This window comes from Burkholderia contaminans (genome assembly GCF_029633825.1).
GTDB lineage: Bacteria > Pseudomonadota > Gammaproteobacteria > Burkholderiales > Burkholderiaceae > Burkholderia > Burkholderia contaminans.
The window spans coordinates 86,462-112,904 of sequence record NZ_CP090642.1 but is presented as its reverse complement, the minus strand read 5'-3'; the positions used below and the strand labels follow the sequence as shown (position 1 = coordinate 112,904).

General features: G+C 60.6%; 24 protein-coding genes and 3 pseudogenes. 6 read left to right on the top strand and 21 right to left on the bottom strand.

Annotation, left to right across the window (positions count from 1 at the left end):
- Positions 1-65 precede the first annotated feature (65 nt).
- From LXE91_RS32770 to LXE91_RS32730, 9 genes and pseudogenes are all read right to left on the bottom strand, one after another.
- A complete protein-coding gene (locus LXE91_RS32770) occupies positions 66-776 on the bottom strand; it encodes a methyltransferase family protein (protein ID WP_052760039.1) in 711 nt (236 codons plus the stop codon).
- Positions 773-2,038: a hypothetical protein gene (locus LXE91_RS32765; RefSeq protein WP_039353633.1), complete on the bottom strand. Its 1,266-nt coding sequence runs from the start codon at positions 2,036-2,038 to the stop codon at positions 773-775. Before LXE91_RS32765 ends, LXE91_RS32770 begins: the two co-directional genes overlap by 4 nt.
- Positions 2,028-4,601, bottom strand: coding sequence for a pyridoxal-phosphate dependent enzyme (locus LXE91_RS32760; protein ID WP_046196809.1), 2,574 nt, complete (start codon positions 4,599-4,601; stop codon positions 2,028-2,030). Before LXE91_RS32760 ends, LXE91_RS32765 begins: the two co-directional genes overlap by 11 nt.
- Before the next feature lie 37 nt (positions 4,602-4,638).
- Positions 4,639-6,357, bottom strand: coding sequence for a carbamoyltransferase family protein (locus LXE91_RS32755; RefSeq protein ID WP_039353627.1), 1,719 nt, complete (start codon positions 6,355-6,357; stop codon positions 4,639-4,641).
- Complete coding sequence (locus LXE91_RS32750) at positions 6,354-7,838, bottom strand: radical SAM/SPASM domain-containing protein (RefSeq protein WP_158077515.1); 1,485 nt, start codon at positions 7,836-7,838, stop codon at positions 6,354-6,356. The genes LXE91_RS32755 and LXE91_RS32750 overlap by 4 nt, the downstream gene beginning before the upstream one ends.
- Before the next feature lie 48 nt (positions 7,839-7,886).
- Complete coding sequence (locus tag LXE91_RS32745) at positions 7,887-8,636, bottom strand: class I SAM-dependent methyltransferase (protein ID WP_039353620.1); 750 nt, start codon at positions 8,634-8,636, stop codon at positions 7,887-7,889.
- Positions 8,637-8,707: 71 nt separating this feature from the next.
- Positions 8,708-10,003 (bottom strand): cytochrome P450, encoded by a 1,296-nt coding sequence (locus LXE91_RS32740; RefSeq protein ID WP_046543594.1) that lies wholly within the window; start codon positions 10,001-10,003, stop codon positions 8,708-8,710.
- A 442-nt stretch (positions 10,004-10,445) separates the two neighbouring features.
- Positions 10,446-10,604 (bottom strand): hypothetical protein, encoded by a 159-nt coding sequence (locus LXE91_RS32735; RefSeq protein ID WP_321199867.1) that lies wholly within the window; start codon positions 10,602-10,604, stop codon positions 10,446-10,448.
- 96 nt (positions 10,605-10,700) lie between these two features.
- Positions 10,701-11,176 (bottom strand): annotated as a pseudogene (locus LXE91_RS32730) (transposase); the annotation flags it as partial.
- A 195-nt stretch (positions 11,177-11,371) separates the two neighbouring features.
- On the opposite strand from LXE91_RS32730, the gene LXE91_RS32725 reads away from it, so the two are divergent.
- The 3 genes and pseudogenes from LXE91_RS32725 to LXE91_RS32715 all read left to right on the top strand — a co-directional run.
- On the top strand, positions 11,372-12,268 hold the full coding sequence (locus LXE91_RS32725; RefSeq protein WP_039353617.1) for a SphA family protein: 897 nt from the start codon (positions 11,372-11,374) through the stop codon (positions 12,266-12,268).
- 70 nt (positions 12,269-12,338) lie between these two features.
- The gene (locus tag LXE91_RS32720; RefSeq protein WP_157644908.1) at positions 12,339-12,479 is read left to right on the top strand and encodes a hypothetical protein; all 141 of its coding nucleotides are present in this window, start codon (positions 12,339-12,341) and stop codon (positions 12,477-12,479) included.
- Between the two features lie 55 nt (positions 12,480-12,534).
- Positions 12,535-12,963 (top strand): annotated as a pseudogene (locus LXE91_RS32715) (cyclase family protein); the annotation flags it as partial.
- 50 nt (positions 12,964-13,013) lie between these two features.
- Here the strand turns inward: LXE91_RS32715 and LXE91_RS32710 are convergent.
- Positions 13,014-13,976: a LysR family transcriptional regulator gene (locus LXE91_RS32710; RefSeq protein WP_046196573.1), complete on the bottom strand. Its 963-nt coding sequence runs from the start codon at positions 13,974-13,976 to the stop codon at positions 13,014-13,016.
- Between the two features lie 124 nt (positions 13,977-14,100).
- On the opposite strand from LXE91_RS32710, the gene LXE91_RS32705 reads away from it, so the two are divergent.
- From LXE91_RS32705 to LXE91_RS32695, 3 genes are read left to right on the top strand one after another with little or no spacing between them, the layout of a single operon-like run.
- On the top strand, positions 14,101-14,394 hold the full coding sequence (locus LXE91_RS32705; protein WP_039353614.1) for a HAMP domain-containing protein: 294 nt from the start codon (positions 14,101-14,103) through the stop codon (positions 14,392-14,394).
- Entirely contained in the window at positions 14,395-14,553 is a 159-nt protein-coding gene (locus tag LXE91_RS32700; protein ID WP_157644909.1) for a hypothetical protein, read from the top strand. It begins immediately after the preceding gene.
- A 55-nt stretch (positions 14,554-14,608) separates the two neighbouring features.
- Positions 14,609-14,830 (top strand): methyl-accepting chemotaxis protein, encoded by a 222-nt coding sequence (locus tag LXE91_RS32695; RefSeq protein WP_039353611.1) that lies wholly within the window; start codon positions 14,609-14,611, stop codon positions 14,828-14,830.
- Between the two features lie 88 nt (positions 14,831-14,918).
- Here LXE91_RS32695 and LXE91_RS32690 read toward each other — a convergent pair whose 3' ends face one another.
- From LXE91_RS32690 to LXE91_RS32640, 11 genes and pseudogenes are all read right to left on the bottom strand, one after another.
- Positions 14,919-15,239: a hypothetical protein gene (locus LXE91_RS32690; protein WP_039353609.1), complete on the bottom strand. Its 321-nt coding sequence runs from the start codon at positions 15,237-15,239 to the stop codon at positions 14,919-14,921.
- A 126-nt stretch (positions 15,240-15,365) separates the two neighbouring features.
- A complete protein-coding gene (locus LXE91_RS32685) occupies positions 15,366-15,719 on the bottom strand; it encodes a Rieske (2Fe-2S) protein (RefSeq protein ID WP_046196585.1) in 354 nt (117 codons plus the stop codon).
- Complete coding sequence (locus tag LXE91_RS32680) at positions 15,716-16,660, bottom strand: VOC family protein (RefSeq protein ID WP_039353607.1); 945 nt, start codon at positions 16,658-16,660, stop codon at positions 15,716-15,718. The genes LXE91_RS32685 and LXE91_RS32680 overlap by 4 nt, the downstream gene beginning before the upstream one ends.
- Before the next feature lie 27 nt (positions 16,661-16,687).
- Positions 16,688-17,452, bottom strand: a pseudogene (locus LXE91_RS32675) (hypothetical protein).
- Positions 17,453-17,706: 254 nt separating this feature from the next.
- Positions 17,707-18,672, bottom strand: a complete 966-nt coding sequence (locus tag LXE91_RS32670) for a fumarylacetoacetate hydrolase family protein (protein WP_039353604.1) — start codon at positions 18,670-18,672, stop codon at positions 17,707-17,709.
- A 46-nt stretch (positions 18,673-18,718) separates the two neighbouring features.
- On the bottom strand, positions 18,719-19,498 hold the full coding sequence (locus LXE91_RS32665) for a cyclase family protein (RefSeq protein WP_039353601.1): 780 nt from the start codon (positions 19,496-19,498) through the stop codon (positions 18,719-18,721).
- A 199-nt stretch (positions 19,499-19,697) separates the two neighbouring features.
- Complete coding sequence (locus tag LXE91_RS32660) at positions 19,698-20,474, bottom strand: SDR family NAD(P)-dependent oxidoreductase (RefSeq protein WP_157644910.1); 777 nt, start codon at positions 20,472-20,474, stop codon at positions 19,698-19,700.
- Between the two features lie 760 nt (positions 20,475-21,234).
- The gene (locus LXE91_RS32655; protein ID WP_039353595.1) at positions 21,235-22,704 is read right to left on the bottom strand and encodes an NAD-dependent succinate-semialdehyde dehydrogenase; all 1,470 of its coding nucleotides are present in this window, start codon (positions 22,702-22,704) and stop codon (positions 21,235-21,237) included.
- 11 nt (positions 22,705-22,715) lie between these two features.
- Positions 22,716-23,726, bottom strand: coding sequence for a dihydrodipicolinate synthase family protein (locus LXE91_RS32650; RefSeq protein WP_039353592.1), 1,011 nt, complete (start codon positions 23,724-23,726; stop codon positions 22,716-22,718).
- A gap of 81 nt (positions 23,727-23,807) precedes the next feature.
- Positions 23,808-24,815, bottom strand: a complete 1,008-nt coding sequence (locus tag LXE91_RS32645; RefSeq protein ID WP_039353590.1) for an ornithine cyclodeaminase family protein — start codon at positions 24,813-24,815, stop codon at positions 23,808-23,810.
- A gap of 217 nt (positions 24,816-25,032) precedes the next feature.
- Positions 25,033-26,397, bottom strand: coding sequence for a LysR substrate-binding domain-containing protein (locus LXE91_RS32640; protein WP_082139453.1), 1,365 nt, complete (start codon positions 26,395-26,397; stop codon positions 25,033-25,035).
- Positions 26,398-26,443: the final 46 nt, after the last annotated feature.

Genomic DNA, 26,443 nt, shown 5'->3' with positions numbered 1-26,443 from the left:
ACCGGGCCGCCCTCGTCGTTACTGCTACTCCGCACGTATCTCATGTTCGATCCCTCGATGTCAGGCTAGGTCCGGTGTCCCGCGAATAGGTTGCGCAGCAAAGCGAGGCATTTCCGGACGATTCGGATTGGCACGATACAGTCGACGCTTTGCCGATATACACCGTAGCTCGGCCCGATAGCTGTCATGAGCATGCGTTCCTCGAGCACCACCCGATAACACGTGGCAGCGCCGACGAACACGACGACAGCGAGCGCAAGAAGCATGCTTCCCGGATATAGCATTGACGGCGCCGACAGGATCAGAATCAGGCCGAGATAACCTGGATGCCGAACGAACCGGTACGGACCGTGGTCCACTAGTCGGTGACCGGGTGCGACGGTCAGCTTCATCGTGAAGTACTGATTCAGCGTCGACATTGCATTCAGCCTTAACAAGAGACCCGCGACGTAACTGATCAGGCCAGCCATTGCCGTTCCGATCGCCCCCTCCGGCATGTCCCCGAACACTGCGATCAGAAACGGAATGAGCAATGATAGGTCTCGGGCCAGGACCAGCACCTGCCGCGACCCCCTGTCCTGAAACTGTCGAGGCGCGGAGACGTGACGCCGTTCCATCAAGGCTTCCGCCAAATACCAGACAGTGAAAATCAGCCATGCCACATCCCCGCGCACGGGCCACCCTCGCTGAGAAAGCAGATATCCCGACGCTCCGAGGACCAGCACGATCCGCACATGTGATTGGATAATTGTGCCGATCTGATTGAGTGCCTTCATTGCTGATTTCCCCAAAGTCGCAACGATTCTCGCAAATGATCTAGCACCTGTTGCTCGTCCGCATTGCGCGACGACATGTGCGAATAATAAGGCGGTGCGACAGGGTGCTTACCGCTCGGCTTGACCCAATAACCGATCGCTGCCGTGCTCACGCGTTGAATCGCGTCGCCCTCACCGATATACGTGCGCCGTGGTGGCTGAATGCTCATGAGACGATACCCGCGTCGCGCAAGCGCCCTCTGCAATCCCACCTGCCCGGGGTCACCAAGATCAACCACGGCCACCGTGCACGCGCACTTCAGCCGTCGTGGCTCGATGTCGTCGAGTGACAGTCCCAAGGACCCTCTCATTTCACCGGACAAAGGGCTGAAGGCCAAGTGGTTGTATTCGCGCAGAGACTCCGGGACGCGGTTGCGTTGCCGCAGAAGGACGGTGTCGTCAGCCGCGTCGCAACTCACGTGCGTGTCGAATGCCACATCCGGCAGATTCAGTCGCAGCAGGCTGGCCACGAACGCGGCGTCGCCCGTCTCGCTGAAATGAGCACGTGGATGCTCGATGACGCCGTCTCTAACATCGGCGAATCGACGACTCACTTCACGGTACTCGAGGCACTCGAGAATCCCGCCTTGCATGACGTACCACGGTGCGAAGCCCCAGAATCGCGAACGAATGTACTTGCGGTGAATGGTATTGACCGCCTTGCCGCCGCGAATCTCCCGCGTCGCAGCGCGCACCCTCGGCACGGCACAGAGCGTATGAAAGCGACTTGTGAGCGCTCGATGCTCGCCAGTCACATAATCGAGGATGCGTTTCACTGCAAACGGTAACAGACCGACATCAGACATCGATCCCGAGCGGCACAGCTCTCCCGCCCCAGGTCCGAAGTCATCGCGCGAATCAATGACGCTAACCGTTCCAAGAGGGAGCGCATCTGCGCTATCTGCCGCCTGCGGGGCGTGGATCAAGGAATCGACAGCATCTACCGTGCCCCAAAACCAGATGAACTCATCATACTGTCGAAGCTTTTCGGCAAGGCGATCGATGTCGTGACTGTCCGTGTGATATTCGCCGGCATAAACTCGCGTGAGGATATTCAAGCGCGCAATCACTGCATGCCGCCCAAGCTGCCTCGATAGAGACGGTGGCACCTCACGGGCGGCAACCGGCGGGGGCATAAAGGTACGACACGTTTCGCTCAGGTGCTGCTCGTAGTCGTGATCGTTCAGCGACGGGTAGCAGAAGATGCGTCCTTCAAGCGACATGTTCCGCTCCTCGTCCAAGGACAAAGTGCTGGATCGCTCGCGAAAACGCCGCCCCGAGCTTCCTCGCATCGGCGTCGTTCAGCAAGCCCGCGTAGAGTCGCAGGAACGGACGCTGCCCCTCCGCCATCGACGAAGCCGCCGACAGACGCGGAATCGAAAAACCAAAGCTAACGCCTTTCACCAGAATGCAATCGAGACGACGTGCATGCTCGATGGTCAGCGAGATGAATGCATTGAGGCTGTCCTGCGTGTTGAGCCCGTCATCCCTGAACTTCAGGCACAGACATCCGCCAACGAAGCCAAGCGTGCTGGCTGCGGCAGCGTCCACATGATCATGCTGTCGAGGGTAGAAAACCTGCAACCGGGAGGCAACGACCTCGTGACTCGCGAGCAGCATGGCCATGTTTGTCGCGCTGCGCTCGATCTCGGCGAGATGTCGCAAATATGATTCGCGGCCGAAACGAGGAAACAGGTCTGCTTCGGCAGCGTAGATGATGCTGCCGATATTCCGACGCATGCGATCGAAATGCGGCCGACGCGCGACGTTGTGAAGTATGAGCCCCGCGAGGCTGTATTCGAAGCCCAGTTGCAGATACTTTGAACAGCTCTCGTAGTAAATGACGTCGATCAGTGGTGACCTGACGTTTTCCTCGGTGTAGAGAAGCTGCGGCAACTGGGCCGACGCCATCGTGCCGTCAACGACGATTGTGACGTGGTGTCGCGCACGGCGGCTCAGCAAGGACACGAGCCGCGACACGTCACAGGTACGCAGCTCCGCGATGTTCGCGATCGGATCTACGAACACGACGGACGCATTGTTCTCGATGATTTCGTCGGCCATCTGCTCGGCGGCATAGGACGACAGCCGGTACGGCGTGATCCCTGGCAGGCTGACAATCTGCTCGTCTGCTTCGAAATAGATGTATGGCGCAAGGGCGACCACGTCGCCCGACTTCAGCCGATAACGAATCAAAAACGATTCGATCGTACTGTAGGCCGCCATGCCGGACGAGGTCACGGTACATCCGATGTTCGAATGGCGGACACCCATCACCTCTCGCAGCTGCGTCTCCATCTCGCTTGCCGCGCGATTCTGATAACGATCATAATTGGCGTTGGGGCTCTCCTGGTGTCCGAGCGAGAAAAACTGCGGCGTGATCGACTGATCGTAGGACGCCGAACGCCACTCGAACATCTGCCTGATCGCGGACAGGACGATATTGACGCCTCTCAGCGTCGACATCTGAACAAATTCGTCCACGATGCCGTTGCCGGTCATGTCGAAACAAACAGCCTGCAATGCGACGTCGGTTCTGTCTAGCACGTCCCTAGCCAGCCGTTCAAGTTGCTGTGGGCGCGCAAGCTTACGCAGCGTGCAGAATGCCTGATAGTCGTCGAGCGCTTGATTGAACTCAGCGATGCGGCGCTGATAGTTTTCGCGTGCGTTGCCCAGGTAAAAACGGTCTTGCACCGGGACATGCAAGGAATCGACCGCTCCTTCTGGCAACTCGAATTGTGACGCCGCGTCGATGGCGTCCACACGTTCGCTCGCGAGTCCGAGCAATCCGTCATACGAATTTTCTTTGAACGGATAGGAGATCAGGCGCGCCACGGTCGATTTCTGGACATTGCCTCCACTGAGCAGCAGTACAGCCGGCCCATCCAGCGGGCCACGCTCCGCAAGTTTCAGCAATGCCGCCACGCAGATGGCCCCGGACGGTTCGACCAGCCAGCTTTCCTTCTGCAGGAGGCTCACGGTCCCCATCGCAATCTCTTCTTCGGTCAGCGTGTCGATCTCGACCCGCGCGCTCATCAGTTCCGGCAGTGCGTTTTCTTCATCGGTCAGTTGCACCGCCAGTCCGTCAGCGAAGGTCGGCTGATTGACGACGCGTTGGGCCCGCGCCAGACCTAACCCTTGCGAAACGGATGCATAGTTCTCCGGTTCGGCGCCGTGCAGGCGTACCGCGTGGCCAAGCCGGGCCTTAGCCTGTATCGCACCGAGAAGCAAACCGCCGCCACCGACAGGTACGATCAGCGTACGCGTGTCCGGCGCCTGAGCAAGCACTTCCGCGGTCAGCGTGGCGTTGCCAGAGATCACCCGCCTGTCGTTGAACGCAGAAATGTAATCCCATCCATAGGTTGCCGCGAGTGAACGTGCATACCGGCTCGCATCGCCGAGCGAATCGCCATATTCGAGAATTTCGGCGTCAACATATTTCAGCTTGTCACGCTTGAGGCGGCTCGCGTTGACAGGCAGAACGATCTTGGCCTTGATGCCGAGCGCTTTGGCAACCGTTGCAACGGCAACACCATGATTTCCGGCGCTCGCGGCGATAATCACATCGCTTCGACGGTGTGCGAGTGCGCAGAGCGCGCCGCGATATTTGAACGACCCAGTGTGTTGCTGAAACTCCATCTTCGCGTACACCGGAACCCCGACAATTTTCTCGAGCCACGGGAGCCTCTTCACCGGCGTCGCGACGGCATTGCCGCGAACGAGCTGCATCGCGTCTTCCAACGAAATAGTCATATTGTCCATATTCACGTGGGAGTTGAACGTCATTACCTACATCGACGCTGCGATATCACCGCGCGCAGCTTCAGGACGGAGGTTCTCGCCTGACGAGGAAATCGTCGATCACGAGGAAGTCCAGTGACGTCCTCGCGAAGCAGCTAATCGCGTCGGACGGCGACATGACGATCGGCTCGCCGTTCTGGTTGAATGACGTATTGAGGATCATCGGAATGCCCGTCACCGCATCGAACGCCTCGATCAGCCGGTAGATGAAAGACTCTCGGCTCGACACGGTTTGAAAGCGGCAACTTCCATCGACGTGACAGACAGCAGCAATCGCATCGCGCCATTTGGGTCGGACGGGCATGACCATGTTCATGTAAGGCGATTCAAAGTCACAAGCGGCATCGACATATTCAGCGATGCGCGGTGCAAGAATCGACGCGGCGAAAGGCCGGAAAGGCTCGCGAAACTTGACAGCCGCGTTGATCCGGTCACGCATGGCGCGTGGGCGCGGATCGGCGATGATGCTTCGTCCTCCGAGTGCCCGCGGCCCGAATTCCATGCGCCCCTCGAAGAGACCGCCGATTTGACCGGTCGCCATCAAGCCGGCAATTTCAGCAACAAGATCTGCAGGTTCGGTGAAAGGCAGAGCGGCATCCTTCAGAGCCGCGATAATTGCCTCCCGCGAGAATTCCGGGCCAAGCCTTGCGCTGCGGTTGGAAGCTACATGCGGCCGGGTCTGACGATGAGAAAAAGAGCTCAGCGCCGCGCCGATTGCCGCACCCTGGTCGCCCGGTGCAGCCGGGACGAACACTCTCTCAAACAGTCCGGAGCGAACCAGCTTGCCGTTGAACACGGAATTCATTGCGCATCCGCCCGCGAGTACAAGTGGCAGATGCGGATGCCTTTCCTTGTATCCCTTGAGGAATGCGAAAGCGACAGCTTCGTAACGGGCCTGAAGCGCGCGTGCAATATCGGCGTGATGCGGCTCGACCGGCTGGTCGCGAAGCCTCGGGGGACCGAGCCACTCGAACGCACGCGAATTCAGCCAAGGTCGATCCAGATGCTCGGAGCGTTGATAGTCCGTGTATCGATGGTCGACGATTAGTCGCCCGCGTTCGCAGCGTAGCAACCGCTCAAAGAACCGATCGAGGGATTCGCGCGCGACGCCGTACGGAGCCAGTCCCATCACGCGATACTCATCGGATGCCGGCCTGAATCCTAGATGCTGGGTAATCGCCCCATACACGAATCCAAGCGATGCCGGCATGTAGGTGCGGTCCGTCAATGTGAGCCCACTGTCCTCGCCGACATAGACCGAAGCCGACGCATTTTCCCCGCGGCCGTCCAGCACGACGACGAGTGCGCGCTCGAAACCGCTGACGCTGAATGCGTAGTGTGCGTGAGCGTGATGGTGGTCGACGAATCTCACGCTAGGTACGTCACGATTGTCCCAGCGTTTCCGAACGATCTGCGTCAGTTTCCGGTTGCTGGAGGTGGCCACGATGCGCCGCAGCAAGCGACGCACGGTCGGAACACGTAGATCCAGTAGCGAGCGCGCTTCCGCCCGAAACGCTTCGGGCAAGCTTCCCAAGTCGTTCCAGTAGTATGCGACGTCAGTGACGTCTTTCAGCGCGATGCCGCAATAACCGAGCGCGTGGTCGAGCGCGCGGTGGGGGAAGCACCATTCGCCCTTGACCCTGCTCACGCGCTCCTCTTCAACCGCGTACAGGATTTCGCCATCGCGAACGATCGCTATGGCCGGGTCGTGTGCGAGAGCGGAGATACCGATACTGATCACGAGACTAACCCGCGCTCTTTCAGCTCATGTGTTAGTACGATGCTGCTGGCGATGAACTGCCGTCTCAATTGGCACCGGATTCGATCATTCTTCATCGGATCACCGTGCTTATAGACCCCGAACGCCGGACAACCGCCGAGGCAGACGAAGCGCGCCCAGCACTTCGTGCAATCTGCGTCGGCGTCCGCGAGCCGCCATTTGTTGCCCCAGTACTTCAGAAACGTCTCATCGATGCCGGTGGTGACGTTACCCATCTTGAACGCGTCGTTACCCTCGGTGCGGTGGCATGTGTAGATGTCTCCTGTCGCCGAAACCGAGATGACATTGACGCCGGCGCCGCATTCCACCCCGCTATTCTCCAAAATGGAACCGCCAGCAACCAGCTCGCCCTTCGCATCTTCTGAATAGAGATTGGTCGCGACCGGCTTCTGAACCAACCTTCCCATGTACTTCGAATACGGATTGAAGTTACGCCAGTCATAGTTTTCGTCGAGCACATGGCTTGCGAACCATTCGCTCAGATGGTCAATACCGTTGAGCGTCAACTGCAGATTGTCTTCAGTGACTTCCCCTATGGTGCCGTCGACGCCCCAGATGAAGTCCATCTTGATGCTGTCATAACCGAGCGATTCGACCATCGTCCGCGCCTGGTCGACCAGACGGTCGCCATGATCACCAAAGAAAGACGCGCGAACCTGGAAATCGATCCGGCTTTCCTTCAGCAGCTTGCCGTACTTTTCATTGACAAGATCGAACGTACCCCCGCCCTTTCTATCAAGCCGGTACGTGTCGTGAATGTCTTTCGTACCGTCCATACTGAGGCGAACACCGACGCGATATCGCTCGAAGAATTCGATCAATTCCTGATTCAAACCGATACCGTTCGTCGTGATCGAAAACTCCACTTCGACGCCCTCTGCCTCCCCTTTTTGTGCTGCATATTCGATGAAATGCGTGAGGCAGTCGCGGTTCATCAACGGCTCACCGCCAAGAATCGCAAAGCCGAGAGAAGAGGAACCGCGATGCTCGAAGGAGAAGTTAATCACCTGTTCAGCCATCTCTCTGCTCATCATCAGCGACTCGCCACCGCCATACAAACCTTCATCTGCATAGCAGTATGTGCATTTCAGGTTGCATGCGTAGGCAATCTGTACAACGACGTCCTGCAGACGAAGACGCTCGGACGTGCGATGGTTCTTTCTATTCTCATCGGAACTGAATAGCTTGCCCCGCTTGATCAGTCCGGCGACGAACGGGGATGCTTCTAATATCGCGCGGTCCTGGTCGCTATCGGCGAATTGCTCGACGACTGCGGCGTCACTGGGTTCAAGGCGGTAGCTTTCCGACGATGCCACGTCGAACAGAAATTTTCCGGACGGATGTGAAATCAGCAGTGCGTCGAAATCGTCCAGTCGCAGCCGGCGAAAATTGACCAGCGAACTGTTTTCGCTACGCTTGATCACGTTGATGAGTTTTCCCATCATTTTCCTCGCATTGAGAGAGAGTTGACGATCAGCAGGAGGATGTCGCTAGGCCGCGGCGAGCAGCAGAAAGCGGTGATATCCCGACTGTTCCGGCGAAACAACTTCGACATGACGGAAACCAGCGCGACGGATCAATTCAATGGCTTGCGTTCTTCGTAGTGCCCGGTACACGGCGGTGAAGTGCATGGCTTCCCATCCCGTGTCGACTCCACGGACGATATGGAGGTGGAACTGATAGGTATGGTCGTCGAGCCAGTCCCAGATTTGATGGACGATCCGGCGTTGCTGACACGCACTATGAAAAGCGACGGCATCAACGTCAGGGTGCCTATCGAAGTCGGCATCGTAGTCACGCAGCGCCACGACAAGACGTCCGTCGTTGCGCAACAGTTTTCGTGCGGAAACGAGAAATCCCACCGCTTCTTCGTCGGTCGTGGCATGACACAAGTAGTTGTCGAGGATCAGTGCGACATGGAAAGAGCCCGCGTCACTAGAACTGAGCTGATCGGGCGCGCCCGTATGGAAACGCATGTCGACGCCGCGACGCGCCGCTTCGGACCTCGCTCTTTCAATCGAGAGCACTGACGTGTCGAGTGCGAGAACGTCATGCCCCGCACCGGCGAGCGGTATCGTATTCGTGCCAATACCGGCGGCACAGTCGACGATGCGGATGGCGCGGTCCGACGGAGCGACAAGTCGGCCGATCTTTTCGGTCTGCCAGGTCATGAAGCGCTCCCAGTCGCCGTAGAGAAGATGAGCGTGAGGGGCAAGCTGGTCGTAGAAGACGGTTTCCACTGCAAACTCCAGTGAGGCGACGTTAACTGGGATACGGCACAAGGGCCAGGGCGGGCCAGTACGACTTCGAATCAATATGTACGCATCTGCAGCGCGGCCCCCACCCCGTTCAATGTCTTAGCGGATTCACGTGACCGGACCAGGGTCAATGATTCGAGCCCCCGGTAAAGCGGCTGGTCGACCCAGCGTGGTGGCTCGCCCGCTAGGGAAAGTGCAGGCCAGCGATGAAGGATGGCGTTCAAAGCAATCTCAAGCTCCATCAGCGTCAGCCCTGCTCCGATGCAGACGTGCGGCCCGGTACCGAACGACAATGGCATGCCGACATCTCGGTCGATCCGGATTTCATCAGGTGCAACGTATTTTTCGGGATCGCGATTGGCCGATCCGATAAGCGGAACGAGCAGATCCCCGCGTCTGATCTGTCGACCGCCAAGGACAAAATCGGTCGTCGCACGCCTGCCGGTGTATTGCACCGGGCTGTCGTACCTCAGCAACTCGCGTATCGCTCGCGGAAGCAGTGCCGGGAACGCCTGAAGTCGATGCCACAAGTCCGGGTTCGACAGCAACCAGTAGACGGCCGTACCAAGGCTGTGCCGAGTCGTTTCGTAACCGGCGAACAGAAGCATCGCGCATTGGGCGATCAGTTCCGCCTGCCCGCGAATCTGACCGCTTTCCTCGGCCCGAACAAGGCGGCTGATCATGTCGTCGCGCGGGCACTGCCGACGCAAACTGATCTGCGCCTCAAAAAAGGCGCTCATCTCCACGATGCCTTCGCGCGCTCGCAACACAGTGCCAATGGATGGTCTCGTTACGCCAAGAAACAACGCTAGGCTGGTCGTCCACGAAAGAAACCTGTCCGGAGCGACGTCGTCTAGTCCAAGCAATAAAGCGATCACCCTAGAAGGCAGTCGTCTAGCAAATTGCTCGATGAATTCGAACGGCTGACCTTCTGGAGCCGTGTTGATATCGTCGATTAGTTCGTCGACTATCCCCTCCACGCCGGAACGAAGCGCTTCGATCAGCCCGGGATGAAAGCCCGCTTGCATGGCCCTACGCACTCGACCGTGTTCCGGACTGTCCAGGAACAGCAACGCCCGGCCAAACAACCTTTGAAGGTCCATGAGCTCGCTTCGCGACACCCCCCCGCGGTCTGCCGCGCCCATCACCCACCCACCGGTACGTTGGGCGGAAAGGCGTGGATCTTTCAGGGCATTCTTTACGTCGTCATAGCCGGTTACCACCCAAGCGCCATCAAAGTATTCACCACGCCACAGCACTCTCGCCTGCTTCCGCCAGCTTGCGTAGTTCGAGTAAGGAGCAACCGTGTCTGGCAACGCGAATATCCGATTCTGGTCAATTGTCGACATATTGTCGCTGCATCTCCCATGGGGTGTATTAATAGGACTGGAATTTTTTGCCCACCCGCGACCCGGAATGCACACTTCACGGCAGTACCACATCAATCTCTCGGTTGCTGGCAGTCGGCTCCTTCCTAATAAGCGATTTTTGTACCAGCGGGCGACAGCCCGCATGAAGGCTGCGTGCTTTCATTCGGCTCATGAATTACCGTTATTCGATGTTCAGATTTAGCCGCGGCTGGCTATTTTCATTCACAATGGTTGGTCAAATTTGACCGCAGTTGATTTCGACATTTCAACGCGGTTATATCGTCCGGGAATGCGTTGGACGCATTGTTGAAAGGCCTCTCCTCCGCTTGGCCCACGCCATCTTTTAGCGAGCAGCCAACTCGACGCTTCACATCAAAAAAGCGGCTTGTGCCTGGGCTCGACTCGTTTCGACGAAGTCCGATTAGAACTTCTGACGAAGTCCAACCACCGCACCCAATTGGTTGCTCGAGGCGACCTGGTTGTCGTTCGACAACAGCGTCGCCGGGTTGTCCACCGACAGACCGTCGAAGCCGGCCACGCCCAGCGCCGCACTCTTGTTCTTCGCGTACGCAACGTTCATGTAGACGTCAGTACGCGTGGACAGTGCGTAGTCGATTCAGACATGAAGGCCCACGCGCACGCCGCGCGCGGCCGGTTCCTTCCACATGTGCGGTCAGCCGTATTCGCCTTTGACTTGGGCGTCAATCGCTTGACGTACGCCAGCAAGGCGTCGTTCACGATGCGATTTCTGTGCGGTCTGTCGGGCACTGCGCGTTGTTGGTACTGGGGATGACCGCTCGGACTAACCTCCAGCACTTCGCACAGCATCGAGACCGGCCAGAGGCGATGGTTTCTCTCGAAGAAGGCGTACTTCACCGCGGTTCCTTTGCGAAGTACACCGCTGCATTTTTTAGAATGTCGCGCTCCATCTTCAGGCGCACAACTTTCGCTCGCAGGCGGGACACCTCCATCTGTTCCGGGCTCACAGGTTTGGGGTCTGCGCCAGTCAGCCAGCCTCACGATCGGCCTTGACCCAGTTTTATATCGTCTGGTCCACCACACCCAGCGTGGCGCCTACCGCCGCCATGCTTTCCCGGCGTCGACCAGCCGCACCGCTTCCAGCTTGAATTCGAGCGTGTACCGCGCCCGCATAGCCTCGCTTGTCTTACTTCTCTCCTTGCTTGAGTTTGTCGGCTCAGTAAGGGATTCGTTTGGTGAGGGGGCAAGGTCACATATCGAGAAGTCCGATACATACAATCCGAAAATAGGCCTTTTTGAAATGCCTCCAGCTTCTTTAGATTGCTTCCTCAAACCCGGCTACACGGGTCACACATGAGGAGACGTAGTATGAAGAAGCTCAGCTATCTCGCGCTGGCGACAGCGTGGATCGCGTCTTTAGCCAGCACTGCAGCGCAAGCCACCGAAAACGGCGGAAGCGTCTACCCGCTTGGCGTCCAGACCGTCGCCAATGGTCTGATGATGGCGCCCGGCGATTATCTGCTGTCATATAACCAGTGGATTCATGCCAACAAGATCGTCGACGGCAGTGGCAAGAATGCGCTGCCCGACCCCAAGCTGAATGTGGAAGCTCATGCGCTCCGCTACCTGCACGTATTCGAGAACCTGAAGATAGCGGGCGGCAACCTGTCGCTCGAAGCAGATTGGTCATACGTCGACAGCAAGCTCAATACGCCGTTCTTCAAGGCGCACGCCAGCGGTTTCGGGGACCTGACCGTGGGGCCGTCGATCGGCTGGCACAGCCCGACTTTCCACCAGCAGGTGAGCCTGCTAGCCACGCTGCCGACCGGTTCCTACGATGCCAAGAGCGCGCTGAATATCGGCCGCAACTACTATGCCGTGACGGCGGACTACGCCTTCACTTGGTTCTTTGCGCCCCAGTGGGAACTGAGCTCGATGTTCATGGTGATCGCCAACGGCAAGAATCGCGACGATGGCTATAAATCGGGCATCGAAACCAATGTCGAATTCTCTCTCGACCATTTCTTCCCCAACCGGTGGTTCGCCGGCGTGGGTGGCTACTGGCATAACCAGCTGACCGATGACACGCTCAACGGCCAGGCGTTCAATGGCAACGGCAACCGGGTGCGCGATTTCGCCATCGGGCCGCAGGTGGGTTACGCCACCGATAAAGTCGGCGTTTATCTGGCCTGGCAACACCAGGTTTACGTGCGCAACGCCGCTAAGGGCGACCGGCTCTGGCTGAACGCCTTCATCAAGTTCTGATCGAGCGCCGTCCATGGACACCCACACTCTCTCGGTGCGTGGGCGCTAGGCCGGCCCGCCGCAGCGGCTCTTGCTGCGGCTCGGCACTTGCCTGCCCATTCTCGGCGCGGTGCTGATCGCACCGCTTGCGCCGAAAATCCGCATGCACTTGTACCAGGCGGCGCACGCCGACATCCGGGTGCCGGTGGTATTGACCATGCCCCCCTGCTGATCGGCCTGCTCGGCCCCTCCGCCGGCGCGCTTCTTGTTCGAACCGGGAGCCTGTCATGACCCGCCGATTCGTCAGCCTGTCCATCTTTCTCGAGAACGGCGTGCTGTCGGACCCGCCGCCGCTAGCGTCGCGCATCACCTATCAAAACCACCAGGACATCGTGGCCGAATTCCAGCAACTGTTGCCCGGCCTTAAAGCCGAGGATCTACTGGACGGCGAAGCCGCCGCAGCCTAATGGGTGACGCTGACCATGCATAGCGGTACCCATCTGGATGCGCCCTACCATTTCCACTCCACCATGAACAACGGCGAGCGCAAGATCATCATCGACGAGGTGCCGCTGGAGTGGTGCTTCCAGCGGGCTATCAAGCTGGACTGCCGCCACCTGCCGGACGGCTACGTTATACCCGCGGAAGACGTGGAGGCGGAATTGCAGCGGATCGGCCATGCGCTGCACACGCTGGAGATGCTGGTCAACACGCGCGAGCCGCCTGGGCCGGCTGGACGTGCGCGGTGGCGATCTTCGACGACGCCTTAATCGCCCGCCGCGCCTGATTCCGGGGGGACGCTCGGGACGGCTGGCAAGCCGCCGGCCAGTTCGGCCGCGGCCTGCCGGAACAACTGGCGCATCCACTGATGGCCCGGGTCGTCCTCGAGATAGCGCGGCCATTGCAGGCACTCCCGCAGCACTGGAATCTCCAGCGGCAGCGGAATCAGCCTGAGCGGCAGGTAGGCGGCGTAGCGCTTGGCAAGCTGGCTCTGCATCGTCGCGATCAGCGAAGTGCCAACCAATAGCTGTGCCATCGAGGTGAAGTCGTAGGTCACCACGTCGATGCGGCGCACCAGGCCGTACTGCTTCATGAACCAGTCTTCCAAAGTGGGCTGGCGGGCTCGCCCGAAGCGCGGCGTGATGTGACCCAACTGCATGTACTGGTCGAAATCCAGCGTGTCGCCGATCTGCTCGTTGCCGGCCCAGGCCACGCAGGTGTAGCTGTCCTCGAACAGCACTTCGTACGGCTGATCGTCCGCCAGGAAACGGTCCGGAATGACTAGGAAATCCAGCTCGCCGCGCTTGAGCACATCCCCCGGACTGCGGGTCTGCGCGATCAGTTCGAGGGTGACGTGGGGCGCCTGGCGGTCCTTGGCCTGCAGCACGCGGTTCAGCAGCACGGTCACCATGTAGTCCGACGCGCAGATGCGGAAGTGCTGCGCGGTGGTGGCCAGATCGAAGTCTGACTTGATCGCCAGCGTGGCCTGTACCTTCAGGATGATGTCTCGCACCGGCCCGGCCAGGCGCAGGGCCAGCAGGGTCGGTTCCATCTTGCGCCCCACCTGCACCAGCAGCTCGTCCTCGAAGTAGCCGCGCAGGCGTGCCAGCACCCCGCTGGTGGCCGACTGGCTCAGGTGCAGCCGCTCCGCCGCGCGCGTGATATTGCGTTCGGCCAGCAGCGCATCCAGCGCCACGAGCAGGTTCAGGTCCAATCGATTGAAGCGCACGCCGTCTCCACTATGTATCTTGTTTTTCAATATATTCAGTCCGACCAAACGATTAGTCAAATACCTGTGCGCCACTTACCAATGCCTTGCTTGGAGAAAACAGAAACCGACCAGGGGGCCACCCATGCACCCGCCCTATCGGCGCATCGTCACCGGCCACAACGCCGCCGGCAAAGCCGTCATCGTCAGCGATGGCGCGTCACCGCGTGGCATCGCCTTGCTGACCGTGGCCACCGGCGGCGCCCTGCGAGGGCGGGCCTTGCAACGCCCGCTGGCCAGTCTGTGCCAGGAAGTGGAAAAGATCGAGCTGGAACTCGCATTGACACGGCTCGTGCCCGTGCTGCGGCGCGATGAAATCGGCAGCGCCGTACAAACCTTCAACCGCCTGCTGGTAGCCATGCAGCAAGGCTGGCGCTAGATGTACGGCCAGATTGGCGAGCTGGCCAATAACGCGGGAACGCTGTCGACATCAATCGACACTCTGAGCGAAAGCGCTCAACAAGCCGACAGCGCCGCCATCCAGATGGCGAGCGGGATGCAACGGGTCGGCGGCCAGATCCGGCATATTCCCTCGTAAGCCGCCTAAGTGGAGGACGCGGTGCGGCGGAAGAACGGCCGGGGCCGGTGGTGGCGTGATCGAGCAGACCATCGCCAGCATCTACGCCATCGTCAACGTGATCAAGGACATCGCCGATCAGACCAGTCTGCTGGCGTTCAACGCCTGTATCGAGGCGGCGCGCGCTGGCGATCAGGGGAGCGGCCTCGCCGTGGTGGCCGACGTAGTGCGCAAATTGGCGGAGCGCACCGGCCAATCCGCCGACGACATCGCTCGCACCGTCATATGCGCCAGTTAATGGCTACGGCGTCCGACGGCATGCAGTAAGACGGCACCGCGCCCGCCCAGATCGGCGCCGACGCGATCGCTTCGATCCGCGCCAGTGCTCAACAGGTACTGCCCCTGGTGCACAGATCACGCAGGCCTTGCGCGAGCAGAGCGCGGCCGGCGCTGCCATCGCCGGCCAGGTGAACCGAATCGCCGGTGGCAGCCGCGAAAGCAGCAAGGCTGCCCGGCGACACTGCCGAGGCGGCGCGCTTTCTGGATCGGCTAGTGATGGAAATGAAGCACGATATGGCGCGCAAACCCCTCTGCATAAACAACAAGGCCCGCTTTCCGGCAAGGAAAGCGGGCCTTATGCCGATCTGGATAGGGTCATGGGCCAGCGCCTGCAGCGACTCGCGCATGATCTGGCGGTGCTCGTCCAATCTCGATCAAATCGGCCTCGACGCCGATCTTGCGCAACTGGATGGCGGCCGACATGCCGGAAAGCCACCGCCCACCAACAGAACCTCATGCGCTACGGCCATGGTGGGCTGCTCTTCATTGCATTGTTAAATCCAGGCGAACAACTCGCCTGTCATCTTGTCGATTTCCAGTGCCACCGGCTGCAGGCTTTGCCCCAGGCAAGGCCCAAGGACGCATCGCCCGTCTTCCGGCCGGAATTGCGCCCCGTGGGCGAAGCAGACGATGCGACTGCCGTCGCCGTTCAGATAAGCATGCTTGCGCCAGGCCATCGGGGCCCCGGCCATATGCGGACAGGCATTCCGATAGCCGTACAGCGTTCCGCCCTTCGCCACCACGAACAAGCTGTCACGGCCGGCGCCGTCGGGGTCGAAACCACGGGCGGCGCCATCGGCGATTTCATCGCGACGGCCCAGTAGAACGCGGCGCGGCACGGCACTCAGTGCTTGCCACCAGGCGGCGGGCCGGACGGCGCCCACTTTTCGCGATGCTGGAACAGGAACAGCTGCGAGGCATCGGCGCCCATCGGCGCTTCGCGCGCGGCCCACTGCTCGTCGTGGAGATCCATATCGGCGTCGTATTCGATATGGCAGCCGAGCGGGCTGTTGAAGTACCAGAACCAGTTGGAGCCGAACTTGTGGCGGCCCGGCCCCCAGAACGACTGGTAGCCCTTGTTCACCAGACGCGTGCCGGCCTGCATTACCTCGGTGGGGCCGCCCATGTGGAAGGTGAAGTGTTCGCAGCCCTGCATGAACGGCGGAGTCTGGATCAGGAACAGCGTATGGTGGTCCAGCGTGCCGGCCGGCTGCAGGAAGGGGCCGACGCCGGTGAAGCGGTCGGTGCAGCGGAAGCCAAGGCGCTCGACATAGAACGCCTCCGCCTTGACCGCGTCCGGCACGAAGTACACCACGTGCGACAGCGTGCGCGGGCGTGCCTCCGCGTGCTCATCTGCACCGATCACGTTGGCCGGACGCTGCGCCGCCGCGCCGGGTGCATTCACGGCTTCTGCCGGCAGCGCGAGCGGCTTGCGGCAGCTGACCTGGAATCCGAGAACGAAACCGAAGTCATCCACCGTCTCCAGCGAACCGTCCGGCAAACGGCGCACGTCGCGGTCTCGCGCCAATTCGTCGTAGATCGCCTCCAGTGCCGTCTGGTCGGCCATACCATAGACGGTCTTGCGCAGCATGGCCCCGGTGGGCAGCGGAGCCGGCAGCGCCGGATCGTCCTTGGCGGCGATCACCACCGCGGTGCCGTCCAGCGCCTCGAAGCGGCCGCCCGTCGCCGTCACGTCGACTGGTTGTAGACCGTAGTCGGATAGAAATTGCGCGCACGCGGCTACATCATCGACGCCGAACACCAGCGCGTCTGGTCCGAGAATATTCATGGGAGTCTCCAGCTAATGGAAAGACGCTCAGCGCGCCGTGCGCCCGCCCAGCGTCTCGGCGACCCAGTCGGCGATATAGGCCGGCGTTGGTCGAATTGTCGAAGCTGCTGTGCTGCACGCCGCCCTCGCGTTCGGTGAAAATCTTCAGTTCACGCTTAGGGCTGTTGACCAATTGCTCGTAAGTGCGCTCGGCCCAGTGCAGCGGGATCTGCGAATCCCGGGCGCCGTGGGTGAGCAGGAGCGGCACCTCGATGCGGTGGAGGATGCCATCGAGGTGGACGTTCTCGGCGATGCGCACGAATTCGTCCGTGTCCTGGGCGCCTCAGACCCAGCGCGCGTGCTCCCAGTAGTGCGGCACCGGGAAACTGCCCTCGCGCGCCACGCGTTTCTCCACAGTTCGCCGTTGTACACCGCATGCATGCCGTGCAGACGCAACGCGTCGCCATTGCCGGCGAACACGTCGAGGAAGCGGCGGTACCGCTCCAGGCGGTCTGCGGCGCCATGCGCCTGCAGCCGTTCCGCGGTCAGGTAATAGGTGGCGGCGCGGCCATACTTGTCGCCGACCGAAATCAGCCGGCCGCGGGCCTCGTCCTCTTCGGCCAGCGCGCACTGCTTGTCGGCCATGCGAGCCCAGGTTTCGCGAAACGCCGTGGTGCCGGCGGCATCCGGCTGCATGGCCACTTCCTGCTGCAGCGTGCACATCTCTTCGATCTCACCCAAGCGGACGCCCATCTCGATGGCCAGGTTGACCGACAGATTCCAGACGTAATTGGTGGGGAAATACTTGAACACCGTGGCAGCTCCCTGCGGATGACCAACGAGAGCTTACCGAGCGGCCATATATTCCAAAAATCGATTCTGCAGATCGGAGCCATCGCATTTTTGGATACCACTCCGAAGAGTGCAAACAAGGCTAATCCTTAGGCGCTGCCGTGAGCCTAAAGGCTTCAGCTAAGTTGTCGGCAACACCCCCCACCGGGAACACGTACAGAGGAAAGCCCCTCCCTTTGCTGACCCTAAACGAAGCCCCCAAAGCGCTGGCGCTGCTACCCACTGAACGGTACGATCCGCTGCTCGATCACACCGAAGAGCGGATCACCGCTATCCGAGCGCGCTTCCAAACGCACAACATCGCCGAACGCCAGAAACGGCGTCACGGCACTGCCCGTGGCGATCGCTTCGATGGCGCGCCGCTCGGCGATGCATGCCGAGCCGCATTCGGCATAGTCAACGTTGGAGACGGTGCCCGAACCGATGATCGTCCCGGCAGGGAGATCACGGGTTTGAGCCGCATAAGCGATCAGATCGTGAAAGCCGACATCCATCTCGCTGCCGTTTGGCCGACCAAACAGTTCGCCGTTCCAGGAGACATGAAGCGGCAGGCACACGCGCCCCTCCTCCCAGGCGCCGCCCAGCTCGTCCGGCGACACGCAGACCGGGGCGATCGACGAAGCGGGCTTGGCATGAAGCCAACCGAAACCGCGCTTCATCTCGCTCATCGTGAAGGCGCGCTGAGACCAGTCGTTGATGACCACGACGAGCTTAATGTGGCCCAGCGCGTCCCGCGCGCTGACCCCCATGGGAACGGCGTCCGTGATAACGCCGAACTCGCCCTCGAAATCGAGGCCAAAGTCCTGCGTGCGAAGCACAACGTCCTCACGCGGCGCAAGGAAACGGTGCGACAACCCCTGGTACATAAGCGGTGGATCAGTTGCCACCGGCTCGAGCTTGAACGCCTCCGTGATCAGCCGCCCATGGGTACTGAAGGCGGAGGCGTCGAGCCATTGCCACGCGCGCGGCAACGGCGCGAGACAGAACGCCGGGTCGAGTGGCTCGCCCTCGCCGGCATCAAGGCGCCGCGCTCGCTCCGCCACAACGGCGCTTTCCTCGTCCCATCGTTCGAGAAGTGCTTGGAGATTGGCGGTCGGACCGGGAAGGAACCGCATATTGTCGCGCGACACGACTACAAGCTGTCCGTCGGGCGTCCCCGAGCGCAAGGTGGCTAGTCTCATGATTCGAAATCCAAACTGTTATCGATGGGACGATGGCGGCCGCCGATCAGGCGTCGATGATTGCGACGGCGCGGGTCCAACCAGCCGAAGCGCCTTTGATCTTGTGCGGAAAGCAACTCACCGTGAAGCCGTTCGCCGGCAAGGCTTCCAGATTGTGCAGCTTCTCCAGGTGGCAATAGCCGATATCGCGACCCGCCTTGTGACCCTCCCAGATCAGCGCGGTGTCGCCGGTCTCCTTGACCTTCTGCGCGGTATAGCTGAACGGCGCGTCCCACGACCAGGCGTCGGTTCCGGTCACCCGCACACCTCGGCTGGTGAGATACATGGTTGCCTCATATCCCATGCCACAGCCGATGTTGACAAAGTCCGGACGTCCCAGAGCTTGACCCGCCGAGGTATTGACCAGCACGATGTCCAGCGGACGGAGTTCGTGACCGATCCGCGCCAGCTCCGCCTCGACTTCGGCGGCCGTAACGACGTGACCATCGGGGAAATGGCGAAAATCGAGCTTCACGCCCGGCTGGAAGCACCATTCAAGCGGCACCTCGTCGATCGTGATGGCACGTTCGCCACGGTTCATCGTGGGGTGGTAATGATAGGGTGCATCAAGGTGCGTTCCGTTGTGCGTCGTCAACTTCACCCATTCCGCAGCACAGAAACCTTCCCCACCCGCCAACTGCTCCGCCGTCACGCCTGGGAAGAAATGCCCCAGTTCGTTCATCGTGCTCTGGTGGGTCTCGTACGTGATCTGCGGCTTCATGAACGGTGGATCGCTCACGACATCGTTTTCGAGCGTGATCGACAAGTCGATAAATGTCCTGCTCATAGCCGGTCCTTCTCCTGTTTCAAACGCCGACGCTGATGATCGGCTGGTAGTACATGCGTGTTTCGAAAGCGCGTCGATGAACAACTCCCGGAAGGGATCGATGCTGGAATTCGGCCTGTACTATCCCAGCTGCCGAAACCTGCGTCGCAATTCCTCGGGCCCGAAGACCCCGCTTTCAAAACGATATGCAAACTTCCGGTCACGTCATGACGCAGCCGCCATCAACATGATATGAACCGCCAGTCATATTGGCTGCCCAATCCGAAGCCAGATAAAGAGTCATTCTTGCGACATCGAGGCAAGTCTGCGGATGGCCTTGTGGGATATTGGAGACTAGGTCGAGCCAAGCGGAATCGCGAGAAACACCGGCATCACTCGCGATCCGGCCGACGACATGCTGGTTGATTGGCGTGTCGATAATCCCAGGGCAGATAGAATTAACAGTTATGCCGGATGCAGCGAACTCTTTTGCAAGGCTCTGCGTGAAGCCAATAATTGCAAACTTCGAACTGCAGTAATGAGCTATGTTTGGGTAGCCCTGTTTTCCGCAGATCGACGACATATTGATCACCCTGCCATAGGATCGAGCAACCATACCAGGAAGAACCGCGCGGGTAGTGAGGAAGTGTCCCTTCAGATTAATGTTGACGACACGGTCCCACTCCTCTTCCGTCATCTCAAGAAACGGCGAGTTGCCGCTGACACCGGCATTGTTGACCAGGATATCAATTGCTCCAAGGTCCGCTTCCGCCTTGGCGACGAGCTCGAAGGCGGATGTTGCGCTGGTCACATCGTGCTCGACGGCGATTGCTTTATACCCTTGACCGACGATGCCCGATTTCACTGCTTCTGCCGCATCAAGGTTAATGTCCGAAATTACGACAGCTGCGCCAGCTCCAGCCAGCTGCCGCGCGATCTCCGCACCGATCCCGCTGCCACCACCAGTGACGAGCGCCACCTTATCTTTCAGTTCCATGAGATCCGGTTCCCGCATTTTGGTCGCGCCTCGTTAAATTTTCTCGTACGGATTCAATACAATTGATTCCGAATTAACTTAATTAGTGTATGTTCGAGTCTATTACGAGGGAGATATGGATGAAATTCAAATTTCTGCAATACTACCGGACCTCGTCGCTAACGTGACGACGCCACCATAGCGCCACAGGGGCCGGATCTTTAAGGAGAGGGGGCATAGTATTTGCTCCTCAGCAGGGGGGACGACCAATCATGTCCGCGCTATCAGGATCGTCGGCTACTGGCAATCCCTAAGCGACGAGCCCCTGCCGCGGCATTTTCATGAAGCGATCAGGCATCCGTATTGCCGGGGCCCGTAGCGGTCCGCCGCTACGTCGCCATCCGACAATAAAGAGTCGCAGACATGTCAGGGTTCATCGGGAGTCCCGCTTTTCGATATTCATATTGTCTTCCTCCTGCAAGCCATTCTATATCTCTGAACTGATCGGGACGACCATGTCAGCGGAATGCAGCTTTCCGATTTATCGATAGCTCGATTTTGTAGGCGTCGTCACGTTAGCGACGCGGTCCGACAAGAAATTCGGTGCTGGCTTTGCGCCTCGCGCCAAGGCTGCTCGGCAGCAGACCGGGCAGCACCTGGCATGTGAATGAGATGTTCGTCTCGTTACATGTCGCGCGCCTCGCCGTCCGGAACCTCATCGGAACGGCACAGCCGCACCAGTCCTTCGTCATGCCCCCGCTGTCTGCTTCCCTAAACCGCGTCAAACGGCGTCCAGGCCGTCCCAGCAAAGGTACTTGAGCTCAAGGAACTCTTCGATGCCGTACTGAGACCCTTCGCGCCCGAGGCCGCTCTGCTTGACGCCGCCAAACGGCGCCACCTCATTCGAAATCAGGCCACAGTTGATGCCGACCATACCGGATTCGATCCCCGCCGACACACGCCAGATACGCGAGGCGTCACGGCTATACAGGTAAGCAGCCAGGCCGAATTCCGTATCGTTGGCGAGCCGCAGCGCCTCGTCCTCGGTGTGGAAGCGGAACAATGGCGCCACCGGACCAAAGGTTTCCTCGCGCGCGACCATCATCGAGGGCTGGACATCGACCAATATCGTCGGCTCGAAGAAGCAGCCGCCCAAAGCATGGCGCTTGCCGCCAAGCTTGACACGCGCGCCGCCAGCAACCGCGTCGGCGATGTGCTCCTCTACTTTAGTCACCGCGCCATCATCAATCAGCGGACCCTGCTGAACGCCGTCCGCCAGGCCATTGCCCACCTTGAGTTGCGCGACGCGTTCCGCCATGCGTTGCGCGAAGGCGTCGTAGATCCCGTCCTGGACATAGATACGATTGGCGCTGATGCAGGCCTGTCCGGTATTGCGAAACTTGGAAGCGATGACACCCTCCACTGCCGTGTCGAGATCCGCGTCGTCGAACACCAGGACGGGGGCGTTGCCGCCCAGCTCCATCGAGCATTTCTTCACGGTGCTCGCCGCCTGCTGCAGCAATACCCGACCGACTTCGGTCGATCCGGTGAAGGTGATCTTGCGAACCAGCGGATGGGTGGTCAGTTCATTGCCGAGGATACGGGTATCGTTACCCGTCAGGACGCTGAACAGGCCGGCAGGCACGCCGGCTCGCAGCGCCAGCTCGGCCAACGCGAGGGCCGTCAGCGGTGTCTGGCTGGCCGGCTTCACGACCATGGAACAGCCTGCCGCCAGCGCCGGCCCCGCCTTTCGGGTGATCATCGCAGCCGGGAAGTTCCAGGGCGTGATCGCAGCGCACACGCCAATGGGCTGCTTGAGCACGACGATGCGCTGGGTGTCCTTGGGCGCGGGAATGACGTCGCCGCGTACGCGCTTGGCTTCTTCGGAGAACCACTGGATGAACGATGCCGCATAATCCATTTCGCCACGCGCTTCTGAAAGGGGCTTCCCCTCCTCAAGCGTGATCAGCGTGGCCAGGTCCTCGCGGTTCTGGACAATCAGCTCGTACCACCGGCGCAGCACCTCGGAGCGATGCTTCGCCGTGGTCTTGCGCCAGTCCAGGTGCGTACGGTGCGCCACCTCGATGGCATGAACGGCTTCCGCCTGCTGACAGCGCGGAAGTTCCACCAGCACATCGCCATTCGCCGGATTACGCAGCGGATAGCGGCCATGGGGCGTCTCGTTGAGCCATTCACCGCCAACATAGGCGCCCTCGCGCCACAATGACGTGTCCTTGAGCAGATGCTTCATAACAATCACCTTCAAGCAGGATGGCGGCCGACGAAGAAGGCTTCATCGGAATCGTCGGTGGGGTTCAACCCGGACGCTTCCAGGCCGCGTCGCAAAGCCACCATGTCGCGCGAGTAGACGCGCCCGGTCGGATGGCGCAACGGACCGCCGTTGTAGCCCTGCAGCCAGTTTTCATATTTCCACATCATCCGGTTGATCAGACCGTTGCCGACCTGCGGCACGCTGAACAAGGCCTTGCGGGCTGCGTCGAGCTTGTAGAAGATCGCCGTGGCTTCGTCGAAGCGACCTTCCTGGATCAACTTGTACACTTTCGGCAGCGTCGGACCAAAAAAGGCAGAATAGTTGGTGCCACAGAACGGAATCGGAATGAGCTGCGAGAGCGGCACGAATTCGTGTTCCATCGGCGAGGAAATCACGACTTCCTTGTGGAATGCGCGGTGCACCTCGATAGCCGACATGATATGGGGCGCTCCCCCTTCGGCTTTGATCGCCGCGACGTTCGGGCAATCGTCGATCAACCGGCGCAGCAAGGGGACCGGCAAGTCAGTCGGATCCAGGCGCGAGAAACCCCAGGTCGGAATTGGGAACAGCATCACCGCCAGGCTGGTGGCATCGCATAACGTCTTGGTGTACTGATAGACATCCTCCATCGACTTCGGATAGAAGTACGGGGGATAGCCCAGGAGAACCAGCTCCGCGCCAGCTGCCTCGGCCAACTTCAGCGCCTCGATGTTGTCTTCCAGGGTATTGAAGACCGCATGGTGCACCACAAATACCCGACCTGCAGCCTGGTCCACCGCGATGCGAACGAACTGTTCGTACTCTTCCAACGTGATCGCCACCTCCGAACAGGTCAATGTGCCGACAAAGCCATGGGAAATGGTTGTCTCGACGTCGTGGCGAATTGCCTTTTCGTTCAGGTGCTTGAAGTCCGACGTCATGGTAGGAATCAGCACATTGGCGACGCCCTTCAGGTGCTCACGCGCCCATTCACGGGCTTCCTTGCGAGTGTAACTGGCCATATTGCCTCCTTTCGTTGCTGTTTGTTAGATGGTCGCGCGCCGGGTCACCTTGCCGGTCACCCGTGTACGGCGATCGGCGGGTTACTTTGCGACCGGAGCGATCGTGGAAGGAAGCGGGCTGCCATGGCCTTGCGCCTTGGCAAGCGCAAGCAGCATCTCGGCGATCACCACATCCTGAAGCGCCGAGCCAACCGACTTGTACAGGACGATGTCGTCGGCACTGCGCCGCGGCGTGACCTTGTCCGCCGCCAACTCGGCCAGCGATACGGTCTTGCCCGCCACATCGATGCCGGCCCGAATGGCCGCAAGCGCATCACCAGTGTCGTGCAGCACCTCCTCCGGCATGTCGGCAACGATGCAAGCCGCGCGCGCCAGCGTTTCCTCGTCGACTTCGCGCTGCTCGGGCAAAGTCGACCCCAGCGACACGACCGTCACGCCTGCCGACAACCAGGCGCCGCGCAGGACCGGAGATTCGTCGCGGCTGCGCGCCGCGCAAATGATCACGTCGGCGTCCTGGACCGCAGCCTCGGCGCTGGTAGCGACAGTAATGTCGATATCCGGGCGGAAGCTCAAGGCGAAGCGTTCGCGGCTGGCCGGCGTCGGGCTGAACACACGTACCGACGCCAGGTCGCGCACGGTCCGCAGGCAGTCGAGTGCGCCGCGCGCCTCGAAACCCGAGCCGATGACGGCGACACGCAGTGGCTTCTGAGGCGCCAGCAGATCGACCGCCAGGGTCGCGGTACCGGCCGTGCGCAGCCCCGTGACTCGGTTACCATCGATCAGCGCGCTCAACGCCGCCGTCTGTTGGTCGAACAGGGAGATCAGATAGCTGGCATAGCCCCCCCGCAGCGATGCGGCGATCAGCTTGCAGCCAAGGTGGCCGCCGGATGGAGACACCGCCGTAAGACTGCGCAGCCAAACACCGTCGCCGCGCGCCATCGAGCGCGGCGGGACCATGGCTTCCGACATCCGACACGAATACGCGGCTGCCAGCGCGCCCACGACAGATGGCCAGTCGGCCAGGGATGCCACATCGGCATCGGACAAAAACAGGGTTGGGCTGGTGCCGGGAGTGGATTGTTCGGACATCTTAAGGTCCTCCTAGTTTGGCTGACCCTCACTGTACGAAACTTGCCCTTGTCTAGGAACCACGAGGAAACTAAAGCAGCTTTGCGCGGAGTCGATGGCTGGACTTAGCCTTTCGGGCACTGCAAACACCGGCGTGTCCGCATCCCCCTATAGGGATGCCCCACCTGCATCGGACAGCCGACCGGATCGAAAGCAAATGTCCGGCTACTGGATGTATTCAGCCGTTCTCGCGAAGCATCCTGGCGACCTGGTGAATCAGCCGCTTGATCGACGCCGTCGCGCGTGTAGCGGGCCGGCGCGGCGATTCGACGAGCACCACGAAACGCTCCAGTTCGGGCTGCACGATGCGCGCGGAGACGAGTTCGTTGCCCAGTTGATCCGCGAGCACGGAGGCGATCGCAAAGCCCCCGCCGGCCGCCACCACCGCATATTGCAGATCGACGGAATCCGCTTCCACCGCGACATTGAGGGTCAGCGCATACTCTGCGGCGAGGCGATCGAGCCGCGCGCGCAACAGGTGCGGCCTGCTCGGCACGACGAGCGGCAGACCTTCGAGCATCGCGAGCGGCACCTCGGACCCGCCGAGTGGCGCGTCGCCACGCAAGCCCACCAGATGCAACGGAATCCGCGCGATCACGTGATCGTCGCGTACCGTGCTCTCGTCTTCGCGCAGCACCAGAGCCATGTCGAGCCGCCCTTCCCGCAGATGCTCTTCGAGCTGCGCGCTCGCGCCCTCGGTCAGATGCAGGCGCACGCCGGGAAACTGCTTGCGCGCTGCCGCATACAGCAGGCCCGCGAAGCGTTTGACCGCCGACGGCAGCAGTCCGACACTCACCTCGCCGACCGGCTGCCCCTTCGCGCTGCGGATGCTGTCTGCCAGTGCCTCGGCGTCGGCGTTCAGACGGGCCACGCGGGGCAGCGTCTGCTCGCCGAACTCGGTCAGGACGACGCCGCGCCCGGTGCGCCGGAACAGACGCTCACCACACTGCGTTTCGAGTTGCGCGATGCTGCGGCTCACCGTCGACTGCGGCATATCCAGCGCCGACGCCGCGCGACCGAAGCTGCCCGTGATCGCAGCCGACAGGAACACCGCCCAGCGCGGATCGAGAATGGTCAGCGAGGCCAGCTTGCGCGTATCGAGCTCCTGAGCCGCGGCGGCCCGCAGCGTATTGTTCTTCCATGCACGTTGAACCGGCGGCGGCAATGCGTCGGTGCGGGCCGCTCTCGGCGCGATTCGCGTCTCTGCGGCGCGGCGGCGCGGCGCGTGCAGGCTCGCGTCGCTCAATTGATGCACGAGTTGCATACATGCATCGATCACGGCTGCCGGTGGGCTCACGCGGCCGCTTTCGTAGCGGCTCACCGAACTCTGTTTAACCCCGAGCAGATCCGCGAAGGCCTTCTGGCTGCGGCCATTACGCGCGGTTCGAATAATCTCGCCTATTGTCATCGCAGGCATTTCGTCGACATCCCGTTCTGGTGCACACTGCGCGTCGCACGTTGACCCCGTGTCCGGCCACGCAGGGTGGAACAGCAAACAGGTGGGCGACGACAGTGTGCCAAAGCGCGGGGGCACGTCGCGCATATGAAAACCAGGGGTGCCCCTGGGTGATTGTGTCAAATTCCGGCCG